16 protein-coding genes are annotated in these 16873 nt (G+C 49.2%); 8 read left to right on the top strand and 8 right to left on the bottom strand.

Annotated features, from left to right (window positions below):
* Positions 1-177 precede the first annotated feature (177 nt).
* Positions 178-1086, top strand: coding sequence for a MerR family transcriptional regulator (locus tag B0I18_RS10150; RefSeq protein WP_106522567.1), 909 nt, complete (start codon positions 178-180; stop codon positions 1084-1086).
* Between the two features lie 32 nt (positions 1087-1118).
* Here B0I18_RS10150 and B0I18_RS10145 read toward each other — a convergent pair whose 3' ends face one another.
* The 6 genes from B0I18_RS10145 to B0I18_RS10120 all read right to left on the bottom strand — a co-directional run bounded on the left by B0I18_RS10145 (position 1119) and on the right by B0I18_RS10120 (position 10992).
* Complete coding sequence (locus tag B0I18_RS10145) at positions 1119-3386, bottom strand: TonB-dependent receptor (protein ID WP_106522566.1); 2268 nt, start codon at positions 3384-3386, stop codon at positions 1119-1121.
* A 26-nt stretch (positions 3387-3412) separates the two neighbouring features.
* The gene (locus B0I18_RS10140) at positions 3413-4069 is read right to left on the bottom strand and encodes a HupE/UreJ family protein (protein WP_106522565.1); all 657 of its coding nucleotides are present in this window, start codon (positions 4067-4069) and stop codon (positions 3413-3415) included.
* A 40-nt stretch (positions 4070-4109) separates the two neighbouring features.
* Positions 4110-5480, bottom strand: coding sequence for a tetratricopeptide repeat protein (locus B0I18_RS10135; RefSeq protein WP_106522564.1), 1371 nt, complete (start codon positions 5478-5480; stop codon positions 4110-4112).
* Positions 5481-5552: 72 nt separating this feature from the next.
* Positions 5553-7577: a DUF4331 family protein gene (locus B0I18_RS10130; RefSeq protein WP_106522563.1), complete on the bottom strand. Its 2025-nt coding sequence runs from the start codon at positions 7575-7577 to the stop codon at positions 5553-5555.
* 31 nt (positions 7578-7608) lie between these two features.
* Positions 7609-9366: a DUF4331 domain-containing protein gene (locus B0I18_RS10125; protein WP_219905956.1), complete on the bottom strand. Its 1758-nt coding sequence runs from the start codon at positions 9364-9366 to the stop codon at positions 7609-7611.
* Between the two features lie 591 nt (positions 9367-9957).
* Positions 9958-10992 (bottom strand): PorP/SprF family type IX secretion system membrane protein, encoded by a 1035-nt coding sequence (locus tag B0I18_RS10120; RefSeq protein ID WP_106522562.1) that lies wholly within the window; start codon positions 10990-10992, stop codon positions 9958-9960.
* A 259-nt stretch (positions 10993-11251) separates the two neighbouring features.
* Here B0I18_RS10120 and B0I18_RS10115 point away from each other — a divergent pair, with 259 nt between their 5' ends.
* Complete coding sequence (locus B0I18_RS10115; protein ID WP_181358415.1) at positions 11252-11806, top strand: TlpA family protein disulfide reductase; 555 nt, start codon at positions 11252-11254, stop codon at positions 11804-11806.
* A 94-nt stretch (positions 11807-11900) separates the two neighbouring features.
* Here the strand turns inward: B0I18_RS10115 and B0I18_RS25490 are convergent, their stop codons facing one another.
* Both B0I18_RS25490 and B0I18_RS10105 read right to left on the bottom strand, forming a co-directional pair.
* Entirely contained in the window at positions 11901-12293 is a 393-nt protein-coding gene (locus B0I18_RS25490; RefSeq protein ID WP_106522560.1) for a DUF983 domain-containing protein, read from the bottom strand.
* Between the two features lie 76 nt (positions 12294-12369).
* Positions 12370-13077, bottom strand: coding sequence for a Crp/Fnr family transcriptional regulator (locus B0I18_RS10105; RefSeq protein ID WP_106522559.1), 708 nt, complete (start codon positions 13075-13077; stop codon positions 12370-12372).
* A gap of 122 nt (positions 13078-13199) precedes the next feature.
* Between B0I18_RS10105 and B0I18_RS10100 the strand changes: the two genes are divergently transcribed.
* The 6 genes from B0I18_RS10100 to B0I18_RS10075 all read left to right on the top strand — a co-directional run bounded on the left by B0I18_RS10100 (position 13200) and on the right by B0I18_RS10075 (position 16762).
* Positions 13200-13583 carry a glycine cleavage system protein H gene (locus B0I18_RS10100; RefSeq protein ID WP_146146711.1) on the top strand — a complete coding sequence of 128 codons (384 nt, stop codon included), beginning with the start codon at positions 13200-13202 and terminating at the stop codon, positions 13581-13583.
* Entirely contained in the window at positions 13576-14184 is a 609-nt protein-coding gene (locus B0I18_RS10095) for a class I SAM-dependent methyltransferase (protein WP_106522557.1), read from the top strand. The genes B0I18_RS10100 and B0I18_RS10095 overlap by 8 nt, the downstream gene beginning before the upstream one ends.
* A 64-nt stretch (positions 14185-14248) precedes the next feature.
* Positions 14249-14635, top strand: coding sequence for a glycine cleavage system protein H (locus B0I18_RS10090; protein WP_106522556.1), 387 nt, complete (start codon positions 14249-14251; stop codon positions 14633-14635).
* A 148-nt stretch (positions 14636-14783) separates the two neighbouring features.
* Positions 14784-15002 (top strand): helix-turn-helix domain-containing protein, encoded by a 219-nt coding sequence (locus B0I18_RS10085; RefSeq protein ID WP_106522555.1) that lies wholly within the window; start codon positions 14784-14786, stop codon positions 15000-15002.
* A gap of 551 nt (positions 15003-15553) precedes the next feature.
* A complete protein-coding gene (locus B0I18_RS10080; RefSeq protein ID WP_106522554.1) occupies positions 15554-15892 on the top strand; it encodes a zinc ribbon domain-containing protein YjdM in 339 nt (112 codons plus the stop codon).
* Positions 15893-16015: 123 nt separating this feature from the next.
* Complete coding sequence (locus tag B0I18_RS10075) at positions 16016-16762, top strand: YoaK family protein (RefSeq protein ID WP_106522553.1); 747 nt, start codon at positions 16016-16018, stop codon at positions 16760-16762.
* Positions 16763-16873 lie beyond the last annotated feature (111 nt).

The following is a 16873-nucleotide window of genomic DNA, read 5'->3' as shown; positions in this document are numbered from 1 at the left end:
AGGTTTATTGTTATAATTCAGACCGGCAACAAAAATACTTTGTTTAACCTTTTCAGTAAAAAGTTAAACAAAACTAGTGTTTAACCTTCAATAAAAAAAATTAAACAAGAATAAATAATCTTAAATTTGCGGTTCAGGGGCCCTTCGAGGCAAAGGCGCCCGGAATTAAACAAGGGAATGGAAACAGAACATTCATCAGCCTATTCGATCAGCGACCTGGAAAGCCTTTCCGGGGTAAAGGCACATACGATAAGGATATGGGAGAAACGCTACAAGGTTTTCACACCACGCAGGACAGACACCAATATCCGCTACTACAGCAACGAAGACCTGAAGAAGCTGCTTAATATCAGCTTACTGATCAAAACCGGCCATAAGATCTCGGAATTAAGTGCCCTGCCCGCTACAGCACTTTCGGAAAAGGTAAGTTCGATACTGCTTCCCGAAACGGATAGCCGGAATGAACGGTTGCTGATGAGCCTGCTGGAGATGGATGAGATACTGTTTAATAAAGTATTCGAAAACCTGGTGAAGAAGGAAGGTTTCGAGCAGGCTATCATCGATACGGTATTCCCCTTCTTTCAACGCGTCGGCCTGATGTGGCAGTGCGGCACTATAAATCCTGCACAGGAACATTTTTTCTCCAACCTGGTAAAATCAAAGATCATTTACGCAACAGAAAAGATGCGTTACGATCCGCTGCCGGGTGTACAGACTATCGTGCTGTTCCTCCCGGAAGGCGAGCTTCATGAGATCGCCCTGCTTTTTTATAACTATGCCTTCCGCAAAAGAGGATACAGGACCATATACCTGGGACAATCGGTGCCCTTCGAAAGCCTGGAAAGAATCTTTTCGATAAGCAGTCCCGATGCCATTGTAACCGGTGTAACTACGGCTGCCCTGCAGGAAGGCTTTACAGGATTCTGCAAGATGACCTGCCGCCAGGCTGGTAAAGCCCTGGTTTATTTTACCGGCCCGGTGCCCGACATATCCCGTAAAGGCCTGCCCCGGAACGCACGCTTTACCGGCGACCTGATTGACACGCTGAACCTGACCCCGCCGGAAAGCCGGCTGGCGGCGCACTAGGTTCATAACCGAACGCTACGAACAGGGAAGTATCAGAATTTATACATAGCCGTCAGTTTCACAAAAAAAGGTGTTCCGGGGGTAAAATGAATTTCGGAAACCGGCATTACTTCATCGCGTAAACGTGATTGGGTATCAAACTGGGCTTCGTTCCATGCAGTGTTGAAAACATTCTGCGCCTGGAGGCCGAACTCAAACGACCGCAGGGAATAATTAAGGGCAGCATCAAATACGGTATAACCTTTAGCAACAACGCTATTATCTTCGTTTGCCGGGCGATTGCCCAAATGGCGATAACGCAGGCTCGCCCCCCATGCGCCTTTGCGGTATGTAAGGCCACCAATAGAGGTAAGCCTTGCCGCCAATGGGATATAATTGCTGCCTTCGGCTTCATCCCTGGCACGGGCATGCGCATAGTTAATATCTGCATCAAGAAAGAGATATTTCAAAAATTCATAACGCAGGGAAATATCCATACCCAACCGGCGCGTTCTGCCACTGGGCTCTACGATAGCTTCATCGCCGACATAAACAAACTCCTGCTGCAGATCGAGCATCCACAGGGCAGCAGAGAGCAATAGCCTCGGGTGAGGCTTGACTACCGTGCCAAGATCGAATGAATGCGCCATGGGCAGCACATCTTTACCCTGCTGTGCAACAACTACCCGGGTATCATTACTGTGAAAACCGGTACCGTAGTTGATATAGAGCCGGGCAGAATTACTGAAGTTATAATACAGGCCAGCCTTGGGACTAAGCCCCCGGGTCGTATAGCTGCTGCGCATGGCCTCCGATGGCAGCTTGTTGTTGTAAGCATTCACAAAATAGTCCATACGCAACCCGGCATTGAATACCAGCTGGGGCAGCAGGTATAGGGTCTGACCTGCATAACCATAAAAATTGGCTTCGCTGATATCGCCAAAGGCCAGTCGTTCGAGCACAATATCGCTGTTCAGGGTATGACTCAATTCTGAATTGCGGGTATTGTCCAGGCGGAAGCCCAAACCCGCTTCGGTAGTGGTTTTGAACGGTCCGAGATGATAATCGTTTACATACCGTGCATTGTATCCTGCCAGCAGGCGCTTTTCGCGCTGCCTGATCTGATCGCCGTTTAGCGGGTCCTTCAGAAAAAAAGTAAAATTGGAACTCAGGTCGAAATCATAGTAACACACATAGACATTGCTTTTAAACAGGCTATGCTCATTTATCGATTGCAGGTATTGCACATTCATGTTATAACGGCTCGTATTGCCTCCTTCGCGGTCCAATTCGCCAAACCGCCCGATGATCCCCTCCCTGACAGCCCGCTCCGGTATCTGGCCGGAAGCCTCCCAGCCACTGCGAAACGCAGACAGGGTAATACTCAGCTGTTTGCCGGCCGACAGCAAGGTTGTGAATTTACCGGTAAGATTAAGCCGGTTAAAATTTTGGGGAGCATCGAAATAGCCCCGGTTATAGCTGTATTCGCCGGCAAGGTAAGCGCTGGTTTTCCCATCCCCATGGCTGCTATTGAGCAGGTTAATGCCGGCTACCGTGCGGCAATAACCATACATACCCCCTTCCAGCTTTACAAAACTGTTATCAAGTTCATCGAAGGTTTTAAAAGCCGCAAACCCTGCGGTAGCAAAATTACCTTTATCCAATTGGTAAGGCCCTTTACCGAAGTCAATGCGTTTTACCAATTCCGGGATCAGGAAATGAAGATCGGCGTAGCCCTGGCCATGCGCATGCGAAACCATATTGACCGGCATATCGTCTACCGATACATTGATATCCGTACCATGGTCGATATCGAAACCTCTCAGGAACATCTGCTCCGCCTTGCCGCCGCCCTGGTGCTGGGCGGTAAATAAGCCGGGAATAAGCCGCATAAAGTCCTGCGACGTATTGAGCGGGCGCAGCTTCAGATCTACATCGCTTATACTGCTGAAAGGCTGGGCCTTTACCGAATTAATCGTAACCTCGTTCAACCTGATATCTGATGCGATCAATGTTATGGATATATCGACGGATATGCCGTCTTCTACGACTACGGATTGCGTGGCCGTTTCATAGCCGATATGCCCCACAGACACGGTATACGGTCCCGGCGATACATTACGCAGCAGGAACTGCCCGAAGGTATTGCTTACCGAGCTGCTTTGATCGGGTAACAGGTATATATTGGCGCCATCAAGAGGCTTACCGGTCTTGCCATCCAGGACAATACCCCTTACGCTACCGGTATGCGCCGCGAGGCTATAGGACACAAGAAAAGCTATAGCAAGGGCTGCGAGCCTTGCAGTGTAGTGTTGTATCATGATTGTTCAGATTTTCCGGGATCAGGTTATCCCATGTAAAAAATACGTTCGATCGTCCAGTAACCGGCTACCACTGCAATAAGCAGGGAAGCGGGGATGACAATGACTTTACGATACCAGTCTTTATGAGCAAAGCCGCGCGCTACCAGGAAATACATCAAAAGAATAATGGTTAATTGTCCCAGCTCCACACCGATATTAAAACTGATCAATGCCGTTAGAAAAGCGGAGGAAGGCATACCCAGCTCTGTAAGTGCACCGGCAAAACCCATACCATGTACCAGGCCGAACAGGAACACCAGGACCAGTCGCCAGGGTTTTACTTTACGGGACCAGATATTTTCAAGCGCCAGCAGTACAATGGATAAGGCAATCAGCGGTTCGACAAGGGAAGCCCTGGGTTGTATTACGCCGTACATAGCCAGGCCCAGCGTAATCGAGTGCGCCAGGGTAAACATGGAGGCCTGCAGCACGATTTGTTTCAGGTTGTTATTCAGGAAAAATACACAAAGGATAAACAGGATATGATCCAGGCCAAGAGGGATAATGTGCAGGTAGCCCAGTTTAAGATACTGGAGCAATACCTGGCCGCCCGGTATGGGGTCCAGCTCATACGAGATCACATGCGCCCGGGCGGCGAACGCTATGCTCAGGAGCAATGTAATACAACATAACCTTTTCATCTTACGGTATATTAGTTGAAGCCTATGAAGACAACATGTATTATAATTTAACCGGCGTAATAATCCGCGGATCGATATAAGCAGATATGGCAGCTGCTTCTTTATGATATTGGTCTGCCTTCTGCATGTCGCCGGCAGCAGCATATACCAGGCCTGCCTTATAACTCAGCGCCGCATTCTTCTCTTTGGTCCGGAATACTTTATCGGTATAAGCAACGGCCTGTTTGTAGGCTCCTTTTTTAAAGAGCACCCATGCCATCAGGTCGTTGGCATCTATATTGTCCGGGCGCATGGCATAATCGGCTTGCGCATGCTCCAGCGCCTTATCATAGTCACCCAGGTTAAGATAAGCCAGGGCCAGTTCGCGGTGGCCATTATGCTGCACTTTGTTTCGGGACTGCTCTTTTTCGCCCAGTTCCAGTTGTTGCACGAGGTCCTTATATACCTGCATGGCCTTTTCTTTATTGCCCTGCAACTGGTACATATCTCCCAGGTAAGACACAAAAGCGCCTTCGGCAAGCACTTTGATCGCATTGCGCGTATGTGTAATGGCTAAATCATATTGCTTGCGGGCTGCGGCTACATGGGCCAGTCCCATCTCGGCATAAGGATAACCCGGCCGGAAAGACAATGCCGTTTCATAAATCATTTGCGCGGTATCGGGTTGGCCGGTATTCAGATAAAGGTCGCCCCATTGCACCCTGGCCCACTCCGTGCTTTCCAAACCCGGCACCCCTGCCTCGACGGCCATACGCATGGCCGCTTTTGCACCGTTATTATCGCCATAGAGCTGACGCAGGTAAGCAGCCCTCGAATAAGAACGCAGATCCGGGCGGATACTCAGCATTTTGTCACACTTTGTCACCGCGGCATCATAGTTGCCCATTTCCACATTTGCGTCCACTAAAGCACCGTAGATACCCGCGTTGTAGCCATTGATCTGTTCGCCTTGTTCAGCCACCTGTAATGCCGCCTTGAACTGGTGCATGTTCAACAGCACGGCCGACTTAAGACTCAGGGCTTCGAAGCGTATATTTTCATCCGATGGGTTGCTTGTCGTTACTTTATCCAGCATACCTAAGGCCGCATTGCTGTAATACCCGCTGTTGCCGGTTACCCGGCCTTCGGTTATAAAAACAGTAGCCAGGTTCAAAAATTGCTTCGGGTCGCGGGGATTGTTTTTCAGCGCAGTAACCGCATCGGCATAGGTCTTTTTGATCTGGGCCAGCTCTTCGGGCGGGCCCACATTGGTTTTACGAGCCAGCAACTGTGGTACGGTTACCCCCTCACTTATGGTCACTTCTGCGGCCTCCGTATCCTGCCTGCAGGAGCCCAGGCTTATGATAACTATGGCTACCCATACACAGGCCAGCAGGCCGGCTTTAAGTTTTATAACAATTGAGGCGTTCATAAGATAATTTTTTGTGTGTGATGCAGAAGGATAAAATAGCAGGGCCGGGCAGGCGCCCGGCCCTGCCGGATATTATTTCACTTTAACGAGTTTTATGCTCTGGAAAGATTTACCATTCACACTAATCTGTGCATAATAAGTGCCGGCAGTAAATGCAGCGCTGTTCCAGCGGGTACTATATTCCCCGGCTTGTTTGTTGCCCTCTTCGATGGTAGCGCATATGCGGCCATTAAGATCAACGATACGGATACTTACGGCGCCTTTGGCGGCTAACCTGTATTTCAGGCCAACAGAACTGCTGAAGGGGTTAGGATAAGCTACCAGTATCGCTTCGGGACTTGCCATACCGATGCCGGGAATCCCAGTGCCGCCCCCGGTATAGCTATCGCCTACAAAACCGCGCCAGGGTTGCTGTACATAGGGAAAGCAGGCCTGGAAAGTGGTATCGTTATGAGTAACGCCGGCATTAAAGTTCAGTACATTGCCCAATTGCGTGGTTACCGGGCTACCGGATCCGGGGTAATCGTCATACCATAAACCGATGGCTGCGAGTGCAACACCCGACACAGCCTGCAGTTCGATAGTGGTTACATCGTCCTCCAGCCGGCGGCCGTTAGGAAAGCCATCCATATTCGGAATAAATTGCAGGCTGGCGTTAGCATTATAAGCGGGATCGGTTAACCCCAGCACTGCTGCTTTTACAATACCAAGCGAGCTAAAATTCGGATCGTTTCTCGGTGTGGCAGGTACCGCCATATTCAGGCGCAGCGCATCGCTCAGCGAAGGCAGAAAATTATTGATAAAAGGTTTACCGGCAGCCAGCGGATCGCCATTCTTCCCGGTAGCCAGCTGGTAGGGACGCATATTGGGTACACCGGTATAGAAGATAGGGAGTATGTCCACGGCACGCGGACTTGCATTGTTCGGCAACAGTATGGTACCAAAAGCAGCATCAGCAAGCGCAGTACCGGTTACAGCCGGTGTATTCTTCAGGGGAAATAAACCGGCATGGCCGTTGCGGAAATCGAATGCCCCCAGGGAGTTTGCCTGGATCCTTAAGGCAGCCAGCCCGGGAACAGCGCCGCCAAACTGCGAATCGTCCATGTATAAGGCCAGTTCGGGATTAGAGAAATTGCCAGCGAAGGCGAGGTCCCCGGTATAAGGATTGGCACTGTTCCATTGATCCTTACTGCCTATAGGGATTACGGCCTCATTGGTGAGCGGCATACCAAGACGGGATATCTGCACCCAGTTACCGCTTACACTTTCCGGATCGCCGTTATTGCTGAGCGTTGTGATCTGCCTGCGACTCGCGGAAGCCCATACCCCGATCACAAAATCAGGATCCAGGATATTACTGGCCTGGGCTACGGTCTTGCCATCTTTCTGCAGGGTAGCAACAGGCACCTCGATAACAATGGAATGGCAGTTAAACTTCGCAAGGCCGTCCCTGGCCTGCGCTGCAGGGCGGAAGCCGCCGGCGTCGAAAGCACCGCCAAGATCAACAAAGAAAGGATCGTCTACCGGTCCGCAGAAAATCTTTTCGCCTGTTGCGGGATTCTGTATCGCAGCATTCATAAGACTGCCATAATCGCTGCCCAGGCCCACGGTTGCATTATCGATAGAGCGCGGACCTATATTGGGCGGCGGCACAACACCGGCTGTAATAATCGTAGCGAAAGTGTTACCGCCATCTATACTGCGTTCGCAGGTATAGGTTGTTTTGATATTCTGCCGGCCCAGCCTGATATTGAAAAAAGTAGTACCGTCCTGGTTTTCCCGGTGAAAAGTAAACCGGTATATAATATCGTCGCCCGGTGTGGCAGCGTTATTATCGATATGGATCTCATACCGGATATTTTCGCCAAAGGTATACCAGTTGGGTCCTCCGGCCGGATGCTCAAAGGGAATGTAATTGGCGATCAGTACAATTTTATTGGGATCGCAGGGGCTTTTAAAAGCATACAAGTCTGTATTGTCCGCGAGGGGATCGTTGGCGATCAGCGGCGCCTCTCTATGCGAAGAAGCATGCAGCCCGGTATGCGACAGGAGGCCAATAGCAAGTCCTGCCACGATTTTATGGATATAGCTTTTCATTTTTTGCTTTTTTAATCAGGGAAGAGATGAATTAAAACCGGGCCTGCAGCGTATAGTCATAACCGCGCCAGGGTTCCTGCACATAAGGAAAAACGGTCTTGAAGGTGGTGTCGTTATGTGTAACACCGGCGGTAAAGCTCAGTACTTTCAGGAGTTGCGGGGTTACCGGGGAAGCTGAGGCGGAAGTATAATCATCGTACCAGAGCCCTATTGCGGCAAGGGCCACACCCGATACGGCCTGCAGTTCGATCGTGGTTACATCATCTTCCAGGCGGCGCCCGTTGGGAAAGCCATCCATATTGGGTATAAATTCCAGATTGGTAGTCGCACTGTATGCAGGATCGGTAAGCCCCAGTACAGCGGCTTTTACAATGCCTAAAGAACTGAAGTTCGGATCGTTTCTCGGAGTGACCGGTACAGCCATATTGAGGCGCAGCATATCGCCGAGCGTAGGCAGAAAATTGTTGATAAACGGCTTGCCGGCAGCCAGCGGGTTACCGGACTTGCCGGTAGCCAGTTGGTAAGGCGCCAGGTTGGGCACACCGGTATAAAAGATCGGCAGGATATCGACTGCACGCGGACTCATATTATCGGGCAGGAGTACCGGTCCGAAAAGCGTTTCGTCAAAAGCGGTGTTCTGTACTGCCGGCGTATTGCGCAGCGCGAACAAACCGGGTTTTCCGTTACGGAAATCAAAGGCCTGCAAAGCGCTTTTCTGGATACGCAGGGCATTAAGCGAAGGCACGGCGCCGCCAAATTGGGAGTCGTCCATATACAAAGCCAGTTCCGGGTTTTTGAAGAATGCTGCAAACTGCAGATCGTTATAGGGGGTAGTTGCATTCCATTTGTCTTTGCTTCCCACCGGTATAACGGCTTCGTTCGTGAGGGGCATGCCCAGCCGGGATACCTGTACCCAATCGCCGGAGCTGGCCGTAGTACCATCGGCATTGAGCGTTTTGATCTGCCTGCGGCTGGCAGATGCCCATACGCCGATAACAAAATCAGGATCGAGTATATTGGCTGCCTGGCCCACATCTTTGCCGTCTTTCTGCAGCATGCTTATGGGTACTTTAATGGCAATGGTGTTTACATTATAACGTGCCAGGCCGTCTTTGGGCGGGTTAACAGTATTGCCTTCCGGGCGAAAGTTGCCGGCATCGAAAGCGCCGGCAAGATCTACGAAGAACGGATCGTCGGCGGGACCACAGAATAAGGACTCCCCGGTACTGGCAGTGCCGATCGCATTCTGGATCAATGCTCCGTAAGCACTTGCGCCCAGGCCTACCGGGCTGCTTGTAATAGAGCGCGGACCGATATTGGGAGGCGGCACCACGCCATTGCTCAGGATGGTAGTAAATGTAACGCCGCCATCCATGCTTTTTTCACAGGTATAAGTCGTTTTCAGGTTTTGCTGCCCCAGCCTGATGTTAAAGAAAGTCGTGTTGTCCTGGTTGACCTGGCTGAAGGTAAATCGATAAGTAATATCGTCGCCCGCTGTTGTGGTTTTGTTTTTAATGTGAATCTCGTAACGCACGTTCGTACCGAAAGTGTAGTAATTGGGGCCGCCTTCCGGCAGCTGGAAAGGAATGTAATTGGCGATAATCGTAATACTACCCGGATCGTCGGGGCTTCTGAAGGCATACAAGTCGGTATTGTCGGCCTGTGGATCGCTGGCAATGAGCGGCGCCTCTCTATGACTGGATGCAAAAGCCGGCAGACTTGCTGTAGCCATGCATAGCAGCAGGGCAATTTTGCCCGCCTGCCTGAGGAGTAAGTGACTTTTTTTCATAAGAGATCGTTTTTTAAGCATAAGTGCTTTTGTTCATATACGAGGCTCTTCTGCATGCGGTTTTATTGTAAAAGAAGATAATTTATGTTGTAGCCGGATAGCCATAGCAAATCGGCTACAACCTTACCAAAAATCCAGACTGCGCTCCATGCCTGCATTTTAAGCCATTCGACCTGCACAGATAGCGCTACCAGGATCTAACCAGGCGCTTCCGGGCTTTAATGGGCACATCAAAGACGCGCAGACCAACATCATGAATATAAACATTAGCTATGCAGCACTTCCCGAAGTATAGAGCATTTCTATTGATTGTACACGAAACAAAATCCGGAAAGCGAACCGGCCGGATGTGTACCCACGTTTTTTCCAACCCGATATACCAGGCCCGCTGCTATACCCGCGACAGAAGCCTGCGTGCACTTAACCATCCACTATACCCGAATACCTATCGATATAACGCAATTACTGGTTAGCCGTTTTTAAGGCAAGCTACTTTACCGCCTGTTTACAGTAAAAAATGCGGATACCCGGACAGCGCTGCTATCCGGGTATCCGCGGGAAGTATTATACACTGTGGACCTAAAGGGCCGTTTAGAATTTAGGGCAGGAGAAATTGTATTTTTTGCGGGTTACTTTTTGCATCAGACCATTGTAGATCACGGAGAGTTCATAACCACCCTGTCCGCCAGTCATATGCTGCCCGGTAGACATCGTAACGTCGTAGCTGAAGCCGATCTTCATTTTCGACCATTCGAAACCGACATAAGGTGCAATGGCATCGCCATAACGGTACCAGCCGCCCAGGTAGAAGATGGTATTGCGCCTCAGTTCGTGATGACCGGGGTTCATTATAAAACCCACGGCGCCGCCTACGACCAGCTCAGAGGCAGGTCCCTGTTGCTGGTACATAGCGCTCAGGTACAGTACGGTGTGCTCGTTCATATCGATGGAGCCCCCCAGGTGGGCCGAATAACGTGCGTTGATCTTTAAAGAGGCGGAGCCATCCATGAATTTTTCTTCGGGACGGCTAAGGTGGTAATAAGCGAAGCCACCATACAGGGTTGCTCTTTCCGAAATACGGCCCGAGTACATAAGGCCTGCATTAAAATCGGGGTAAGTAAGGTCGGCACTACCCAGTCGCTCCGTAGTACCGGCTGTAATGCCTTGCAATACGGGGTTATATTGATCGCCAAAAACCAGCCTGTCGAACCGGATACTTTTCTGCACCATATAGCCCTGTACACCGAGCGAAAGCGTATGTTGCTTGTCCATGCCAAAAGCCTTGTGGTAGGCCAGGGACAGGCCTATGGTCGTATTCTGTAAGCCTCCGGGGCCAGAGCGGTCGTACAGCCCCAGCACCCCGATACCCAGTGCATCTCCCTCGGGTAGCCTGCCCCGCAGTAAAGGCATATCGAAAGCAACGGCGCTGCTGATATAAGGGGTTTTAGACACCGATTGCCATTGGGTCCGGAAATTAGCCGAGGCCCGCCAATCGTTTTGCGTGAGCCCCGTTTGGGCCGGGTTGAGGGTTAGCGGTGAACTGAAGTATTGTGTAAAATGTACATCCTGTGCTCCGGCGCTACCGAAAACACCGATGAATGCCATACTCAGTAATACTTTTTTCATAGTCGTAGGCTTTAAAGGGTAAAGAGTTTTGTTAGATTTGCAATAGGAAAAACATGCTTCTTTTTTATATAGACAGGTGAATTCTTTTTTGTGTTGGCTCTTTATCGGAAATTTCCTGCAGAAAATGAAGCTACTGATATCCTAATACATAATTTTCTTATACATACTTAATAATTCCGGCAATACATGCTGCTTCCCGGCCAGGAGGAGATATATGGAAAAGGCCATGTTGCCGCAAGAAGTATGCAACACCGCAACGATGATGATGATCATAAAAAAGCTATTGGTATTACCGTTCCTGCTCAGCCTGACGGTCGCATATGCTGCGCCCCAAAATGACGATCCGCAAACGCTAAATAAAGAACAGCCCGCCGCCGGTTTTCCCGACTCGGTAAAGGCAGCCGTACCCCAGCTCCGGTTTAAGGATGGGAAGGGCAAAAGCCTTACGCTGCCTGACCTTAAAGGCAAGGTTGTAGTATTAAACTATTGGGCGCCCTGGTGCCCTCCCTGTGTGAAGGAAATGCCCTCTTTCCATAAATTAAGAACACGGTTCCGGGACCGGGACGACCTGGTATTCGTGATGGTTGCCGTAGATCATGAGTACGCTAAAGCAAAGGCCTTTATGGACCGCCGCGGGTACAAACTACCGGTCTATACATCGGACGGACAGATCCTGAATGCGCTGTTCTCGGGCGCTATACCCACTACCGCAATATTCAACAGGGCAAACGAATTGATAGACATTTACATCGAGACGAACGACTTTTCGGTTCCCGACTTTGTAGAAAAGTTACAGCAACTGCTGGACCAGTAAGAAGAGTAAGTATTGATTCCATAAAATAGCCCGGACGTATACTCCGGGCTATTTTTACAGGATGCTTTTTATCGCCTGTATAAAAAGCGATGCGCTATTGCCTGTCTTTCCGATACGGGACCACCAGGTAGAGAAAAAGAACCCGGGATAACCGCATCAGCCAGGGTTGCAAAAAGATAACCATGAGCACGGACAAGGCTACATAGTAGTAAATGCTGTTGTCCTTAAAGGATAAGCCGATAAGAAGATGGTACCCGATAGCGGTTAAAATAAAAATGACAACGATAAACACAAAGTTCATTCCCTGTCCGTAATTATTTTCCACTTTTATTTTCTGACCGCAGACGGGGCAATGCTCCCGGGTTTTTAAACAATCCCTGAGCGGTAATATACCGCTGTTTATAAAAATGCTTCCGCGCCTGCATCCCGGGCATTTTTCCCGGAGCAGGGCCGGCAGTAACAGCGGTGTAGCGGTACGACGTGACATGCAATTTGACTTTCCGGCAAAAGTAACGGGAATGACCGTCGAAAAAATTGCATCTTATCAACTTTTGCTGTCCGGTTTATTGATAGTTGGAGATGGCGATCATTTTTCTAATATCGGTAATCCATATTTTGCGTCCTTTTGTTTCGATGATATGATCATCCTTGAATTCGCGCAAGAGCCTTACCACATTCTCGCGGGTTGTGCCCGTCATGTTGGCCACGTCTTCCCGGCTCATATTGATCACGATGGGAGCGCCTTCGGGCGTACTCTTTTTAAACTTTTCCCGTAAAACGATCAGCGATATGGCCAGGCGTTCGCGCACGGATCGCTGGGCAAAAATGGCGATGCTATTGGTAAAAACGGTAAACTCATGGCTCAGCATCCGGAGCAGCCGCGTCGACAGCAGCGAAGAGCGTTCCAGTGTAGCTAAAAAATCCTCCCTGGGAATGAATAACAAACGGCTCTCTTCCAGTACCGTGGCCGAATCCGGGTAGCGCTCGTCGGACAGTATCGCATGATACCCGATCAACTCGCCTTTGTTAGCCACATAGATAATCTGTTCCTTGCCACTGCCATCCATCTTGTATTTCTTCACCGTTCCTTCTATGATATAATAGAGACCGGTAGGCACACCGCCTTCGCGGAATATGGTCTGCCCCTTTTTATATTTCTCTTCCCGGGCATGGCGTACCATTTCCTCGTAATCTCCCGCCGGGAAATTCGTAAATATCGTATCTGATTTAAAATCCCACTTATCGATTGGGAAGATCCCCTTAAGACTCATCGTGAAATTTTTAATGATAAAAATTGATTGTTGTCACTTTTTATTGTGCGAAATTATAAATTATACCATCCATACCCCGCTTAATTTTGCTGCCGCAACTTACAATAAGTTTTTCAGCTATCATGCATTATACCGAAGATCATGAATGGATCGACTTCCTCGGCGTCTCGGCCCTGGTTGGCATTCACAAAAATAAACTATCCGGGATCAACACCATACTACAGGCTACTTTCTGCCAGGTTCCGGCTGCGCTGGGCAAAGGGGAAACCATCGCTGAGTTCCAATCAGGAAAGGGCCATTTTGCAGTCCGGATGCCGGTGGACGGAAGCGTGATCGCCATCAATCCCAAACTACTCAATAACCCCTCGCTGATCATCAATGGAGATCTTCACAGCATATGGATCGCCAAGATAAGCCCGGCAGCGCCTTACTCAAGAGCAGGGCTGCTGCGGGAATTTCAATACCAGGTATTTGCAGACAAAGCAGCAACACTCCTTTATGAATAGCCCCCTGCTCACCAGGGACGAAATCCTGAAGCAGGATCAGTCCTTTGATAAGCTCTACCCCAGAACCCTGGAGATGATGTCGGGCCAGCACTGGACGCCGCTCCGGGTGGCCCGGCTCGCCGCAGATTTTCTATCTTCAGGGCCTCCTTCCCGGATACTGGATATTGGCAGCGGAGCCGGGAAGTTTTGCCTGGCAGGCGCTTTGCGTGCACCGGGACACCATTTTTATGGCATCGAGCAAAGGGCTTACCTCACCGATGCCGCCCTTACACTGCAACGGAAGCTGGCGATTACCAATGTTCATTTCCTCCATGGAAATTTTACGAAACTGGACCTTCAGCAGTTCGACCACTTTTATTTTTTTAACTCCTTTTATGAGAACCTGAACGAAGAGGGGCGCATTGACGATACAATGGAGTATTCAGACTCGCTATACCGTTATTACGTACGGTTTCTGCACAAAGGGCTTAGCGCTATGCCAAAGGGTACGAGGATTGCTACCTACCATTCCCTGTACGAGGAAATCCCGCTCAGCTACCGGCTTGCAGACACGCTGGAAGGCGGGAATCTCAACTTCTGGATCAAAAGCGATAACGGCTAAGATAAGCCGGGAACGATGACTTCCCAATGCATCTGTAAAACATAAAAAAAATTCAATCCGGGTTATGGTGTTCCAACCAGAAGACTTGCTTTACTCACCGGAGCACGACTGGGTCTGCATCCGGGGCAATATGGCCTACTGCGGGGTAGCTCCGTTTAAACTGACCGGCATTCGCCGCATCGAACGTATCTGTATGCCTGCCATCAGGGTGGGCGACCTGGTAAGAAAAGGCGAAAAAATCCTTGATCTTTTTTACCGGGACTATCGCATACCTGTTTACGCATCGCTTACCGGCGTCCTAAAGGAGATCAACCCCGTGCTCGAAACCGGGCAATGGCAACAGATCATCAACTGCCCGATGGGCGCCGGGTGGATTATCCGTATAGCGCCTATCGGTATCAACACCAGGCATCTTTTACAGCATACCCTTTACAAAGGGCGGTTCCTGTAAGCACGGCATACAAACGTAACTATGTATATAATTCCATACAGGAGCCAATTCCAGCCTGCCGGAGATCATGCCTGCAGCATAACGAAATGACCGGTGACCATAAGAGCGTAAAACCCCGCTACCGGATCAAAAAATTGCAATACCGAACATGACCATAGGCAACAGGATAAAAGCGATCCGGATGGATCGTAATTTTACACAGAAATATATAGCTGCAGCGCTCGGGATGAGCCACGCCAACTATGGAAAATTCGAGAATGGTAAAATCAATATGAGTCGTGGCAGGATCGACCTGATCGCAGATCTGCTGGATGTTGACGTAGCCGAAATATTAGCGCCGGAACAGGAAACGTTGCAGGAATGTTGAGTTTTGAATTTTGAGTTGTAAGTATTGGGAAGTGCGTATTGGGTAGTGAGATATCAGGGATTAGATTTCAGACAGGAAGGATGTGAATAATTTTGAGTTTTGAATTTTGAGTTTTGAGTTATAAGTATTGAGTATTGGGTAAGGAGTTTTGAATTTTGAGTGTTGAACTGTTGAAGGGTTAGCTGTCATCCTGAGCACAGCGAAGGATCTCATCGGTTAGCTGGCTTTAACGAGGTGCTATATAGCACAACGAAGGATCTCATTTTTAGCAATATCAGGAGTCAAGTTGCAGGAGTTTTGAGTTTTGAATTTTGAGTTTTGAGTTGTAAGTATTGGGTATGGAGTATTGAGTATTGAGTGATGGGTGGTGGGTGAAGGTGGTGGATAAAAGAGAAAGTGTAAAAAATAAAAAACAAAAACTGGCTATAAAACAGTAGCATTGCACCGCCAAAAGCCTTGCCCCTGCTGCTTTAGCTATAAACAAGGTGCGAATGCCTTAACAACAACGGTGTTGACCGTTCCGTTTCAACAACAAAAAAAAGAATTTGAATATGAATGAACTTGCACCATGCCCGGCATGTAAATCAACCTTTACCTACGAATTAAACCAGCTTTTAGCCTGCCCGGAATGCGGTCATGAATGGGATCCTGCAGCCAGCCAGGAGATATCTGATACGCTGATCGTAAAAGACAGCAACGGCAACCTGCTTCAGAACGGGGACACAGTAGTAACGATAAAGAACTTACCTGTGCGGGGAATAGCACAAAGCATAAAGGCAGGCACGAAAGTAAAGAACATCCGCCTGGTAGACAGTGACCATAATATCGATTGTAAAATCGACGGCTTCGGCGCCATGGCTTTGAAATCGGAGTTCGTAAAAAAAGTATAAGCTCGCTATCCTCTTTTTCCATATTACTTAAAAGCAAAGATACCCTGCTCTTTATTCGCCTGACGGCCCGGGGTATCTTTGTCTGTAGCACAGGATACCTACCCCATCTATAAAGAAAAATAATTGTTCAGACACCAGGGAAAAACACGGACCTTAAGTCATAATTTAAAGATCGCATCTCTGCTATCCTTTGTGGCCGGAATCGTAAACGTAGCAGGCTTCCTAGCCGTTCAAAGGCTGACTACGAATATAACCGGGCATTTCACCCTATTTGTAGACGAAGTATTCAAGCTGCATTTCTGGCAAGGCTTTCTTTATTTCCTGTACATCCTGTCTTTCTTTCTCGGCGCTTTTGTATCGGGTGTGCTTACCGAACTGGTGGCCAGGAAAAACGAACGGCTTATCTATGTCGCACCGGTGGTTTTGGAAAGCCTGGTATTATTGCTGGTTGGCATTTTATTCCCCCGGCTGGTAACGGAGCATCCCGATGTTATTGCGTTTTCTTTACTGTTTGCGATGGGATTGCAGAACTCCCTGGTTACGGCCCTGTCGAATGCTGCGGTCAGGACGACGCACTTAACCGGCCTGTTTACAGACTTGGGCATCGAATTATCGCAATTGTTTTTTTACCGCTCTGCAGAACAGAAGCAAAAATTGGGTTCATCGATCCGGTTACGGCTCAGGGTCATCAGTTTCTTTTTTACCGGTGGTATTACCGGCGGCCTGCTCTACGCGAGGATCAACCTGCATGCCCTGCTTATCGGAAGCGCGCTGCTGGTGTTGGGGTTGGTATACGACCATGTTAAATTCAGGGTGATCCAGCTAAAACGTAAACGCAAAACAACAAGTAAAACCCGGACCGCCGATTAGCAGGTAAGACGGTAAGCAATAGAAAAGGAAGAAGGGCTGATTGCCTTCTTCCTTCCGGCACCGGAACGTATATTTACAAACAGGTGTAGCCTACTTTTATTTTTATCCACC

The organism is Taibaiella chishuiensis, assembly GCF_003014535.1.
GTDB lineage: Bacteria > Bacteroidota > Bacteroidia > Chitinophagales > Chitinophagaceae > Taibaiella > Taibaiella chishuiensis.
The sequence above is the reverse complement of the archived record's forward strand: the minus strand, read 5'-3'. Positions and strand labels throughout refer to the sequence as shown.

Bases quoted from the DNA above. Each gene is read 5' to 3' on its own strand.
- B0I18_RS10100 (WP_146146711.1), top strand. From the start codon at position 13,200: ATGCATTATACCGAAGATCATGAATGGATCGACTTCCTCGGCGTCTCG.
- B0I18_RS10120 (WP_106522562.1), bottom strand. From the start codon at position 10,992: ATGAAAAAAGTATTACTGAGTATGGCATTCATCGGTGTTTTCGGTAGC.
- B0I18_RS10130 (WP_106522563.1), bottom strand. From the start codon at position 7,577: ATGAAAAGCTATATCCATAAAATCGTGGCAGGACTTGCTATTGGCCTC.
- B0I18_RS10085 (WP_106522555.1), top strand. From the start codon at position 14,784: ATGACCATAGGCAACAGGATAAAAGCGATCCGGATGGATCGTAATTTT.
- B0I18_RS10090 (WP_106522556.1), top strand. From the start codon at position 14,249: ATGGTGTTCCAACCAGAAGACTTGCTTTACTCACCGGAGCACGACTGG.
- B0I18_RS10140 (WP_106522565.1), bottom strand. From the start codon at position 4,069: ATGAAAAGGTTATGTTGTATTACATTGCTCCTGAGCATAGCGTTCGCC.
- B0I18_RS10125 (WP_219905956.1), bottom strand. From the start codon at position 9,366: ATGAAAAAAAGTCACTTACTCCTCAGGCAGGCGGGCAAAATTGCCCTG.
- B0I18_RS10115 (WP_181358415.1), top strand. From the start codon at position 11,252: ATGATGATGATCATAAAAAAGCTATTGGTATTACCGTTCCTGCTCAGC.
- B0I18_RS10095 (WP_106522557.1), top strand. From the start codon at position 13,576: ATGAATAGCCCCCTGCTCACCAGGGACGAAATCCTGAAGCAGGATCAG.
- B0I18_RS25490 (WP_106522560.1), bottom strand. From the start codon at position 12,293: ATGTCACGTCGTACCGCTACACCGCTGTTACTGCCGGCCCTGCTCCGG.
- B0I18_RS10145 (WP_106522566.1), bottom strand. From the start codon at position 3,386: ATGATACAACACTACACTGCAAGGCTCGCAGCCCTTGCTATAGCTTTT.
- B0I18_RS10150 (WP_106522567.1), top strand. From the start codon at position 178: ATGGAAACAGAACATTCATCAGCCTATTCGATCAGCGACCTGGAAAGC.
- B0I18_RS10135 (WP_106522564.1), bottom strand. From the start codon at position 5,480: ATGAACGCCTCAATTGTTATAAAACTTAAAGCCGGCCTGCTGGCCTGT.
- B0I18_RS10080 (WP_106522554.1), top strand. From the start codon at position 15,554: ATGAATGAACTTGCACCATGCCCGGCATGTAAATCAACCTTTACCTAC.
- B0I18_RS10105 (WP_106522559.1), bottom strand. From the start codon at position 13,077: ATGAGTCTTAAGGGGATCTTCCCAATCGATAAGTGGGATTTTAAATCA.